The organism is Actinoplanes sp. NPDC048988, from assembly GCF_043197815.1.
Taxonomy (GTDB): Bacteria; Actinomycetota; Actinomycetes; order Mycobacteriales; family Micromonosporaceae; genus Actinoplanes.
Window position 1 is genome coordinate 495986 of the sequence record NZ_JBICTW010000005.1, and the last position, 10905, is coordinate 506890.

General features: G+C 71.0%; 8 protein-coding genes. 2 read left to right on the top strand and 6 right to left on the bottom strand.

The genetic code is table 11. The features are described from left to right. Positions 1-4: 4 nt before the first annotated feature. From ACGFJ7_RS20290 to ACGFJ7_RS20305, 4 genes are read right to left on the bottom strand one after another with little or no spacing between them, the layout of a single operon-like run. Positions 5-1252, bottom strand: a complete 1248-nt coding sequence (locus tag ACGFJ7_RS20290; protein WP_392643081.1) for an MFS transporter — start codon at positions 1250-1252, stop codon at positions 5-7. Beyond that, a complete protein-coding gene (locus tag ACGFJ7_RS20295) occupies positions 1249-2268 on the bottom strand; it encodes a LacI family DNA-binding transcriptional regulator (protein WP_392643082.1) in 1020 nt (339 codons plus the stop codon). Before ACGFJ7_RS20295 ends, ACGFJ7_RS20290 begins: the two co-directional genes overlap by 4 nt. After that, positions 2265-3980, bottom strand: coding sequence for a beta-glucuronidase (gene uidA / locus ACGFJ7_RS20300; protein WP_360251410.1), 1716 nt, complete (start codon positions 3978-3980; stop codon positions 2265-2267). Before uidA ends, ACGFJ7_RS20295 begins: the two co-directional genes overlap by 4 nt. Then, positions 3980-5173, bottom strand: a complete 1194-nt coding sequence (locus tag ACGFJ7_RS20305; RefSeq protein WP_392643084.1) for a family 1 glycosylhydrolase — start codon at positions 5171-5173, stop codon at positions 3980-3982. The genes uidA and ACGFJ7_RS20305 overlap by 1 nt, the downstream gene beginning before the upstream one ends. Positions 5174-5257: 84 nt before the next feature. On the opposite strand from ACGFJ7_RS20305, the gene ACGFJ7_RS20310 reads away from it, so the two are divergent. Both ACGFJ7_RS20310 and ACGFJ7_RS20315 read left to right on the top strand, forming a co-directional pair. Beyond that, positions 5258-5851, top strand: a complete 594-nt coding sequence (locus ACGFJ7_RS20310; RefSeq protein ID WP_360251416.1) for a TetR family transcriptional regulator — start codon at positions 5258-5260, stop codon at positions 5849-5851. Then, the gene (locus ACGFJ7_RS20315; protein WP_392643086.1) at positions 5848-8343 is read left to right on the top strand and encodes a family 78 glycoside hydrolase catalytic domain; all 2496 of its coding nucleotides are present in this window, start codon (positions 5848-5850) and stop codon (positions 8341-8343) included. The genes ACGFJ7_RS20310 and ACGFJ7_RS20315 overlap by 4 nt, the downstream gene beginning before the upstream one ends. Here the strand turns inward: ACGFJ7_RS20315 and ACGFJ7_RS20320 are convergent. Together ACGFJ7_RS20320 and ACGFJ7_RS20325 are read right to left on the bottom strand one after the other, a co-directional pair. Beyond that, the gene (locus ACGFJ7_RS20320; protein WP_360251422.1) at positions 8299-8622 is read right to left on the bottom strand and encodes an STAS domain-containing protein; all 324 of its coding nucleotides are present in this window, start codon (positions 8620-8622) and stop codon (positions 8299-8301) included. The genes ACGFJ7_RS20315 and ACGFJ7_RS20320 overlap by 45 nt on opposite strands. A gap of 134 nt (positions 8623-8756) precedes the next feature. After that, positions 8757-10892 carry a transglycosylase domain-containing protein gene (locus ACGFJ7_RS20325; RefSeq protein WP_360251425.1) on the bottom strand — a complete coding sequence of 712 codons (2136 nt, stop codon included), beginning with the start codon at positions 10890-10892 and terminating at the stop codon, positions 8757-8759. Positions 10893-10905: the final 13 nt, after the last annotated feature.

Genomic DNA, 10905 nt, shown 5'->3' on the forward strand with positions numbered 1-10905 from the left:
CCTTTCAGCGAACGGCTTTGACTCGGGTGAACACCAGCAGGCCGCCGATCAGGGCGAGCACGGCGCCGGTGAGGTACAGCAGGGTGTAGTTCTTCTCGCCGGAGGAGCTGGCGATGATGAACGGGGCGATCAGCGGCGCCACCGCCGACGGCAGCTTGTGGGCGAACTGGACGACCGCGATGTAGCGGCCCGCCTCGTCCCGGCTGGGCAGCACGGCCAGCACGATGGCCTGGTCGACGGCGCTGAAGAAGGCGATGGCGAGCTGCATCAGCACGGAGCCGACGAGCAGGGCCGGGAACGAGTGGGCGAACGCCTCGACGACCGCCCCGGCCACGAAGAAGATCGCGCCGATCAGGGCGAACAGCCGTCGGCGGCGCAGCTTGTCGGAGAGGTAGCCGCCGCCGATGGCGCCGGCCGTGGCCGCGACCAGGCCGATGACGCTGATGACGGCGACCGTGCCGGCCACCTCCCGGACGGGAAGGTCGAGACGTTGGGCGTAGAAGAAGGTGGCGAACGTGGTGTTGAAGTACAGGCCCATGAAGAAGGCGAGCCGGCCGAGCCAGTTCCAGCCGAAGTCCGGGTGCTTGCGGGGGTTGAAGACGTAGCTGCCGAGCAGGGTCCGGGCCGACACCGGGGTGGTGGCGACGTTGGCGCGGATGTTCTCCCGCTTGCTGGTGGCCACGAAGACGGCCAGCAGCGCCGCGCCGATCAGGCCGGGCAGCATGAAAACGAGGAAGGTGTTGCCGCTGACGGCGCTGGCCACGCCGATGCCGATGGTGGGCCCGATCTGGCCGGTCATCCCGGAGAAGCCGGAGACCCGGCCGCGCTGTTCCTCGGGGATGCGGTCGGCTTGCAGGGCGAGGATGGTCTGGGCGGCGGTGGCCCAGCCGAGCATGGCCAGGATCCAGCCGGCGCCGAGCAGGAACAGGTTGGGGGCGACGGCGATGGCGGCCAGCGCGGCCAGGCCGAGCACGCCGCCGGCGATCAGAAACGGCCGGCGGCTGCGGGTGCGGTCGCTCCACACGCCGATGAGCGGGCTGAGGACGAGGAAGACGGCCTGGGCGGTGCCGGTGACGTAGCCCAGCACCTCCTCCCGGCCCGGTGCGAGCTCGTCGATGCGGACGGCCAGGGAGAAGGCGGCCGGGACGACGTACGCCATGGCGACGCCGAAGTTGGCCGCCATCATCCAGAAGATGAAGCCGCCGCGGGCCTTGGGCAGGACGTCGGGGGCGACGGAAGCGGGAACGGTCATGGCAACCGAGCCTCGGCAGCGGCGGCCGTGGTGGCCATGGATTGCCATGCTTTGCCGTGGCGCCGGCTCGTCGAGGCGCGCACGACCAGCCGGGTCGGCAGGGTGACGGCGGACGGCCCGGCACCGGCCAGCACGGCCTTGACCGCCGCCTCGCCCATGGCGTGCAGGGGCGCGGCGACAGTGGTCAGGGCGGGAGTGACCAGCTCGGCCGCGAAGATGTTGTCGAAGCCGGCCACGCTGACGTCGTCCGGCACGCGGACGCCCATGGCGGTCAGCCGCCGGACGAGCCCGATCGCCATGAGGTCGTTGTAGGCGACGACGGCCGAGGTGGGCCGGCGGGCGAACTCGTGGGCCGCCTCCGCTCCGCCGGCCACGGTGGGCTCGTAGGGACCTATGCGATGAGCGTGGACGCCCCACTCGCGCAGCGCCCGCCAGCGCACGCCGTCGGTCCACGACGCCTCCGGGCCGGCCACGTACGTGAGGCGGCGGTGGCCGAGCTCGCCGAGGTGCTCGGCGACCCGGCGGGCGCCGCGCGGATTGTCGACGACCACCGACGGCACCCCGGCCACGATCCGGTTGAGCACGACGACCGGGCGCTGCTTGGCCACCTGCCGGATGGCCGAGTCGGACATCCGGGAGGTGGCCAGGACCAGGCCGTCGACCAGCGGTACGGCCCGTTCGAGCACGTCCCGCTCGGTCACGCCGTTCTCCTGGGCGTCGGCCAGCAGAGTCGTGCGGCCGGCCCGGCCCGCCGCGGCCTGGGCGCCGCGGATGATCTCGTCGTAGAACGGGTTGGTGACGTCCGAGATGACCAGCCCGATCATCGAGGTGCGCCCGCGCGGGGCCGGGCGCGGGACCGGGCCGGCCCGGTAGCCGAGGTCCGCGGCGACCTTGCGGATGCGTTCGGCGGTCTCGACGTTGACGCGGCCGGGCCGGGCGAACGCCCGGGAGACGGTCGAGGAGGCGACGCCCGCCGCCCGGGCCACGTCGTTGATGGTGGCCGGCTTGCCGGTCACGGCCGGCGCCAGCGCCGGCGGAGCTCGTGCGCGGCCGCCTTGGGCCGCCGGTCGCGGGTGAAGACACCCTTCTTGTTGCCGTCCACCCGGTGGATGCCGTGCGAGGTCTGGAAGTCGGCGAAGTTCCACACGTGCTCGCCGACGAAGCCCTCGATCCGGTCGAAGACCCGGTGGTGCATGGCCAGGAACGCCGCCTGGTACTCCTCGGTCCACGGGGTGTCCCACACCGAGTGCAGCCCGGGCAGGGTGTCGGCGCCGTACTCGGACATCATGACCGGCTTGCCGAATCGCTGGATCCAGCCGCGCAGGTCGGCCTCCAGGTACCCCTCGGCCGTCTCCAGGTCGCCCGTGGCCACGTACCAGCCGTAATAGCGGTTGATGGAGAGCAGGTCGAACAGGTCGGCGATCTGGTCGTTGGCCGCGGTGGCGAACATGACCGCGGAGTAGGTCAGCGGTCGCGAGGGGTCGAGGGTGCGAGCAAGCTTCACCAGAGGCTCGAAGTACTCGCGGGCGCCGTCCTCATTGGAGGCGGGCTCGTTGGTCAGCGACCACATGACGACGCTGGGGTGGTTCTTGTCGCGGGCGATGAGCTCGGCGATGGCCCGGGCGTGGGCCTCGCGGGTGGCGTCGCCGAAGGTCTCGGGCGAGAAGGTGGGCCGCGGCGGCGCGCCGGTCAGCCCGGACACGACGGCCAGGTTGAGCCCGACCGCCGCGGTCTCGCCGATGACGACGACGCCGTGCCGGTCGGCGAAGTCCAGGACCTCTTCGGCGTACGGGTAATGCGACGTGCGAAACGAGTTCGCGCCGATCCACTCGAGCAGCTGGAAGTCGTGCACGAGGTAGGCGTCGTCGTGTCCCTTGCCCCGCACCGGAGTGTCCTCGTGCTTGCCGAATCCGGTGAAGTGGAAGGGTTCCCCGTTGATCAGGAACTCGGTGCCACGGACCTCGGCCGTACGCACGCCGAACGGCAGCGCGTACACATCGTGGCCCTTGATCTCGGCTTCGAGGGTGTAGAGGTAGCCGGCGCCCGGCTTCCACAGGATGGGGTCGACGATCTTCACGATGCCGTCGGTGCCGGTGGCCACCAGCACGCCCGCCGCGTCGTACACCCGGGCCCGCACCTCGGCCGGCTCGCTGGTCGACACCTCGTAGGAGACGGTGCCGTCGAGCGCGGTCGTCACCGCGATGTCGGTGATGTGCACCGCCGGCACGCTGTGCAACCAGACCGAGCGGTGCAGCCCGGCGTAGTTGTAGAAGTCGTGCTGGTACTGCTGGCGGCGGCGCCCGTCCGGGCCCTCGGTGATCGTGCCGGGCGGGATGGTCGTCTCGGTGAGCTCGTTGCTCACGCCGATGGTGAGCCGGAACTCCTCGCCCGCGCGGACCAGGCCGGTGATGTCGGCCTCGAACGGCGTGTAGCCGCCGGAGTGCTCGGCCACCAGCTCGTCGCCGATGTAGACGCGGCCGTGGTGGGTGGCCGCGTCGACCCGTACGAGGATCCGCTCGGAGGACCAGCCGCGCGGCACCCGCACCTCGCGCTCGTAGTAGACCCAGCCGACGTGGTCGCGGATGGCGGGATCGGTGAACAGGTCGTTGTAGCTGGCCGGGACCGGCGCCTCCAGGCCGGTGAAGGCGTCGCGGGAACCGACGGCGAAGCGCCAGAGCCCGTCGAGGCGGACCTGCTCGCGGGTGGCGGTGGGGCGGGGGCGCAGCATCAGCGGCCTCCGTTGCGGCGGGCGAGATCGCCCAGCCAGGCCAGGCTCGGCTTGGGGGTGCGCACGAAGGTCTCGCGGTCGACGGCGATCAGCCCGAACGTGGGCGCCCAGTGGCCCCACTCGTAGTTGTCGAGCAGGCTCCAGTGCAGGTAGCCGCGCACGTCCACACCGTCCGCGACGGCCGCTTCGAGGCCGTCCAGGGCGGCCGAGGTGTAGGCGATCCGCCGCTCGTCGTCGCCGGTGGCGATGCCGTTCTCGGTGACCAGCACGGGCGTACCACCGGTGACCTCCCAGGTGTGCCGCACGGCCAGGCCGAGCGAGTCGGGCCGGTACGCCGTACCCACCAGGGTGTTGTCCGGGCGCACCGGGTGCGGCTCGATGCCGTCCGGGCCGACCCACATGCTGGAGTAGGACTGCACGCCGACGAAGTCGTCGCCCTTGGCGCCCTCCAGATAGAGGTCCTCGCGCACGTACCGGACCTCGCGCAGCTTCTCCTCGCCGCCGGGCCGGGCCACCAGGGCCTGGTTGGCGACGGTCCAGCCGACCTTGGCGCCGGTGCGCTCGCGGATCAGGTCGCGCACGGCGTGGTGGGCGTCGACCAGGCGGCGGCCGATGGCCGGATCGGGCGAGGGCAGCACGGGCCGGGCGCCGTCGTCGACCGTGGGGCTCTGCCACTGCTGTCCCGACGCGGCCAGGCGGGCCATCATCGTCATGATCGCGAGCATGTTGGGCTCGTTCATCGTGCAGACCCAGGGAACGCCGTCGAGGATCGTGGCGGTCGTCTCGGCGTACGACAGGAACCGCTCGACGGCCCGCTCCCCCATCCACCCGCCCTCGGCGGCGAACCACCGCGGGTTGGTGAAGTGGTGCAGCGTCACCACCGGCGTCAGGCCGAGATCGATCGCCGTGTCGATCATGCGACGGTAGTGGGCGAGCTCGGCCCGCGAGACCAGGCCGGGCTCGGGCTCGACCCGGGCCCACTCGATCCCGAACCGGTAGGCGTTGCAGCCGGAGTCGGCCAGCAGGCGCATGTCCTCCGCGTAGCGGTGGTAGCTGTCGCAGGCGTCGCCGCTGCGCTCCATGCCCGGCATGGCCGCCTCGGCCTGCCAGAAGTCGCTGTTGAGGTTGTTGCCCTCGACCTGGTGCGGCGCCGTGGCCGCGCCCCAGAGGAAGCCGGCGGGGAACTTGGACATGATGAAGCCTCCGTTACGGGCTCGTTAATCGTTGCCGTGGCGGCAATCTTGCAATCGCGGCAACCAAAAGTAAAGATGTTCGGCATGACTCGGGAAGTTGGTCTCCGCGAACGTAAGAAGGCCGCCACGCGACGGGCGCTGAGCCGAACGGCGTGGTCGATGATGTTGGCGAACGGCCTGGAGGCGGTCACGCCGGAGGCGGTCGCCGCGGCCGCCGACATGGCGCCACGGACGTTCCGCTACCACTTCCGCAGCCGCGAGGAGGCGATCCTCGACGAGCTCGCCCAGCAGCACCGGGCCCTCGCCGACCAGCTACGTGACCGCCCTGAGGGCGAGCCGGTCTGGGAGTCGCTGCTCGCGTTCCTCCCGGAGGCCATCGCCGGCCTGGCCGGCGATCGCGCCGAGTTCGCCGAGCTGCTGACGGTCCTGCAGGCCAGCCCGGCCCTGCTGGCCGAGAACCTGCGCGTGCTCGAGCTGACCCGTCAGCTGCTGGCCGAGGTGATCAGCGAGCGCACCGGCCGCGACCTGCGCACCGACACCTACCCGGGCCTGATGGCGGGCGTCGTGATCACCGTGATCGGCACGTCGGTCGCGCACTGGGCCACCGGTGACGACGACGCGGCGCTGCCCGGCCTGATCCGCGACTGCCTCGCCCAGATGCGCGCGGGCCTGCGATGACCACGCCGTACGACCTGCGCGTGGACGCGCCCGTCGCCCGCCCCCGGCTGTCCTGGAAACCCGGCGGCGCCGCCGCGTGGCGGCTCGAAGCCCGGATCGAAGGGGCCGCGCAGCCGCCGGTGACCGTCGACGGTCACCTTTTCGTCGACTGGCCGTGGCGGCCGCTGACCAGCGGCGAACAGGCCGAGTGGCGGGTCGGCGACTCGGCCTGGAGCACCTTCGAGGCCGGCCTGTTCGACGCCGACTGGACCGCCTCGTGGATCTCGCCGCCCTCGTCCGACGGGCAGGTCGAGCGGCTGCGCGGCGAGTTCGACGTTCGCGGCGACGTGGTCCGGGCCCGGCTCTACGCGACCGCGCTCGGCGTCTACGAGGCCTTCGTCAACGGCGAGCGGGCCGGCGACGCCGAGCTCACCCCCGGCTCGACCTCCTACGCGGACACGCTGTACGCGCAGGCCACCGACGTGATCGGGGCGCTGCGGCCGGGCGCCAACGCCATCGAGGTCCTGCTCTCCGACGGGTGGTACCGCGGGCTGTCCGGCGCCTGGCGCAAACGCGCGGCCTGGGGGCCGCTGACGGCGGCCCGGGTCGAGCTCCACCTGCGCTTCGCGGACGGCACGACCCAGGTCGTACGGTCGGACGCCACCTGGACCTCGCAGCCCAGCGCCATCGTCGCCGCCGACCTGATGAACGGGCAGACCACCGACTTCACGGCTGTCACCCCGTACCCCTCGAAGGTCCTGACCGACGCCGTGACCGCGCCCCCGATCGACTGGTCCCCGGCCCCGCCCGTGCGGGTCGTCGAGGAACGCCGGGCACACTTCGTGAGCCCGCTGGTGGCCGACTTCGGCCAGAACGCCTCGGGCTGGATCACGCTCAGCGACCTCGGCCCGGCCGGGACACGGACCGTCATCGACTACGGCGAACACCTCGACGCGCACGGCGACCTCACTACGAGCCACCTCGACAGCGCCAAGCCCGGCCAGGCGCCGATCCCGTTCGTCCAGCGCGACGAGGTCGTCTCGGCCGGCGACGGCGGCGTCTTCGAGCCGCGGCACACCGTGCACGGCTTCCGCTACGCCCGTTTCAGCCGCCCGGTCGACCCGGACGCGGTCGTGATGCGGGTCGTGCACACCGATCTGCGGCCGACGGCCACCTTCACCTGCGGCAACGACGACCTCAACCGCCTGCACGCCGTCGCCGGCTGGAGCTTCAGCGGCAACGCGGTCGACGTGCCGACCGACTGCCCCACCCGCGAACGCCTCGGCTGGACCGGCGACTACCAGGTCTTCGCGCCGACCGCGGCCCGCCTCTACGACGTCGACGGCTTCAGCCGCAAATGGCTGCGCTCGGTCCGCGACGACCAGCTCGCCGACGGCCGCGTCACCAACGTCTCCCCCGACCACGCGCGCCTCAAGGCGATCCCCAACCCGGAGGCCGACCACATCACCGGCTCGGCCGGGTGGGGCGACGCCATCGTCACGGTTCCCTGGACGCTTTACCAGACGTACGGGGACCGGGCCGCGCTCGCCGAGAACTGGGACGCCATGACCCGGTGGGTGGACTTCGCGCTGGCCGCCGCCCGGGACAAGCGGCACCCGTCCCGCGTCGAGCGATCGGCCACCCCGCAACCGCACGAGCGGTTCCTGTGGGACGGCACCTTCCACTGGGGAGAGTGGCTGGAGCCCGGCGACCGCGGCCCGGCCGGCGATCCGATGGCCTGGTTCATGGCGGACAAGGGCGAGGTGGGTACGGCGTACCTGTTCCGCTCGGTGCGGACGCTGGCCGCGATCGCCGAGGTGCTGGGCCGCCCGTCCACTTACGCCGCCCTGGCCGAGGACATCCGCGCCGCCTGGCAGACCGAATTCCTCGACACGGGCCTGCGCACCCAGGCGAACTGCGTCCGCGCGCTGGCCTTCGGGCTCGTGCCGCCGGACCGGCGCGACGCGATCGCCGAACGCCTCGTCACCCTGATCCGCGACGCCGGCACCCACGTCGGCACCGGGTTCCTGTCCACGGCCGACCTGCTGCCGGTGCTCGCCGACACCGGGCACGCCGACGTCGCGTACGACCTTCTCCTCCAGCGCACCTCGCCGTCCTGGCTGGGCATGCTCGACCGCGGGGCCACCACCGTCTGGGAGGACTGGGACGGCGTGGCCGCCGACGGGACGGCGACCGGCTCACTCAACCACTACAGCAAGGGCGCGGCCGTACGCTTCCTGCACACCCACGTCCTCGGCCTGCGCCAGGCCCCCGGCTCCGTGGCGTGGGAGTCCTTCGTGGTCGCCCCGGTGCCGGACGAGCGGATCGGGTGGGCCCGCGGCACTTTCGACAGCCCGCAGGGCCTCATCAGCGTGCGCTGGCGGCTGGACGACGGCGACCTGCTGATCGCGGTCGAGGTGCCGCCCGGGGCCACCGCCGAGGTGGTGTACCCGGACGGCCGGCGCGTCTCAGTCGTCCACGGGCTCGCGGACCAGGATGTCCTCCAGGTTTGAGATCTGCAGGACCATGCGGACCATGGCCGTCGGCTCCCGCAGCATCAGCGTGACGCCGCGGGCGGCGGCCGCCCGCTGCGCGGCGACCAGCACGCCGATGCCGCTGGAGTCGAGGAAGGCCACCCCGCTCATGTCCACGTCGATGCGGTCGGTGTTCGGCGCGTCGACGGTGCTGCGGAGGACTTCCCGCAGCACGTCGACCGTCTCGAGGCTGACGTCCCCCTCGGGTGCCACCGTGACGGTGCTCGCATCGCGTTCGATCCGGTACTGCAAGGACATCGTCGACCCCTGTCGAAAACGGTGGCGGCTGGTCGCCGCGCGATACCCCACTACACGCGCCTCAAACGTGCCGCAGCTCGAACGGCCACTCATACGATACTGACCGCCGGCCCGCACCCCTACCGGGTCGGCCGCTACTCGCCCGGCTTCTTGAACTCGGTGCGCGGCTGGCCTTCCATGTAGTCGGCGACCGTGCGGTAGACGATCGGGTTGATGACGCTGTGCGGCATCCGGTCGGTGTGGTTGGCCCAGTCCGGGTTGACCATGTATCCGGCCACGACCAGGTTGCGGGAGCCGACGACCAGCGACGCGGTCTTGTCGTTGTCGGTGGTGCCGGTCTTGCCGAAGATCGGGTGGCCGACCGTGCGGTACGCGTTGGCCTCGGTCGCGCCGCCGCAGCTGCCGAGCTGCGCGCGGTCACCGACCGGGCAGCGGGCCGCGTCCAGGGCCTTGCGGGCCACGTCGGCGCTGGTGGCCCGCTTGCAGGACGGCTGACCGGCCTTGACCTTGGAACCGTTGGCCGCGTAGATCTGCTTGATCGGCGTCGGCGCGCAGTACATGCCGTCGCCGGCCAGCGTGGCGTACGCGTTCGCGATGTCCAGCGGCGTCGACGCGGTGACACCGAGGGTGAACGCGCCGAACTGGTGCGCCGCCTCGGGGGTGGCGATCAGCTTGCGGTCGTCGGACGAGCGGTACTGCACGCCGAACCGCTTCGAGACGTCGACGACCTTCTCCGCGCCGACCTTCTCCTGCAACGGCACGAAGTACGTGTTCACCGACTTGCCGAAGCCGGTCCACATGTTGAACGTGCCCTTCTCGCTCTTCGAAGCGTTCTCCGGGCAGTAGAAAGACGTGTTCGGGCAGGCCGCCGGCGAGTTGAAGGCGACCGGATAGCTCGTCTTGTAGAAGTAGTCCGAGGTGATGGAGTGGCTGAGCTCCAGGCCGTTCTCGAGCGCGGCCACCATGGTGAACATCTTGAACACCGAGCCGGCCTGGTAGCCGTTGATGTCGCCGCCACCGGTGATGATCGGGTTGGTGGTGTTCGGGTAGGTCGCCCGGGCCCCGGCCCTGCGGGTCTGCGGGTTCGAGCTCGGCGGGTTGGTGCCGTCGTCGAGCTTGTACGACCGGTTGGTCGCGAGCGCCTTGACCCGGCCCGAGCCCGGCTCGACCGCGGCGATCAGGACGGCGTTCTTGTTCTTGTCCTTGATCTTCTTGGTGATCTCGTTACGGGCCGCGGTCTGCGCCTTGATGTCGAGCGAGGTGACGATCCGGTAGCCGCCGGTCTTGAGCTGACGTTCCCGCTCGTACGAGTTGGCGCCGAACGCGGACTGACCCATCCACCAGCGGTAGAAGTAGTCGCAGAAGAAACCCCAGTTGTTCTTCGCGACCGAGGTGCAGCCGTTGCCGGGACGGTTCGTCGTCCGGCCCAGCTTGACCTTCTTGGCCTCGTCGCCCTGAGCCTTGGTGATCTGCCCCAGCGACACCATGTTGTCGATGATGTAGTTGCGCCGGTCCAGCGCCTGCGGATAACCGGTCGGGGTGGTCGGGTCGAACGCGGTCGGCGCCTTCACCATGCCGGCCAGCAGCGCGGCCTCGGCGATGGTCAGGTCCTTGGGCGACTTCTTGAAGTAGACCCGGCTGCCGGCGTAGACGCCGTACGCGCCGTTGCCGAACGGGGCGAGGTTCAGGTACCGCTCGAGGATCTGCTTCTTGTCCAGGTCCTTCTCGACCTGCAACGCGTACTTGATCTCGGTGACCTTGCGCTCCGGGCTGTCCCGGGTCGCGTCGATCGCCTCCTGCGGCGTCTTGGCGCCGTAAGCCTGCGCCATGCGCACGTACTGCATGGTCAGCGTCGAGGCGCCCTGCTTGGACCCGCCGTTGTTGTTGTTGACGGCGGCCCGGGCGATGCCCTTGAGGTCGACGCCGTTGTGCTCGTAGAACTTGTGGTCCTCGGCCGCGACGATGGCGTTCTGCATGTTCACCGAGATCTGGCTGATCGGCACATCGCTGCGGAACTCGTCGTAGAGGACGGCGATCTGCGTCTTGCCGTCATTGGCGAAGACCCGCGTCACCTGCGGCGTCGACTGCTGCACGAGCGTGCTCGGCAGCGCGGAGAACTCCTGCGCCCCCGCCTTCGCCACCAGCCCGCCGAGCGCGAACGCCGGGAACGAGGCGGCCGAGACCACCACCCCCGTCAGCAGCCCGCACAGGAGCAACAGAACGGCCTTCGTAGGCCACTTACGGTCTTTCGTCCGGTTACCGACAGACACGGAGCTCCAGACC

What these genes read in the sequence shown, in the direction of transcription:
- ACGFJ7_RS20305 (WP_392643084.1), bottom strand. Translation starts at nt 5,173, where the DNA reads ATGTCCAAGTTCCCCGCCGGCTTCCTCTGGGGCGCGGCCACGGCGCCG.
- ACGFJ7_RS20310 (WP_360251416.1), top strand. Translation starts at nt 5,258, where the DNA reads ATGACTCGGGAAGTTGGTCTCCGCGAACGTAAGAAGGCCGCCACGCGA.
- uidA (WP_360251410.1), bottom strand. Translation starts at nt 3,980, where the DNA reads ATGCTGCGCCCCCGCCCCACCGCCACCCGCGAGCAGGTCCGCCTCGAC.
- ACGFJ7_RS20290 (WP_392643081.1), bottom strand. Translation starts at nt 1,252, where the DNA reads ATGACCGTTCCCGCTTCCGTCGCCCCCGACGTCCTGCCCAAGGCCCGC.
- ACGFJ7_RS20315 (WP_392643086.1), top strand. Translation starts at nt 5,848, where the DNA reads ATGACCACGCCGTACGACCTGCGCGTGGACGCGCCCGTCGCCCGCCCC.
- ACGFJ7_RS20320 (WP_360251422.1), bottom strand. Translation starts at nt 8,622, where the DNA reads ATGTCCTTGCAGTACCGGATCGAACGCGATGCGAGCACCGTCACGGTG.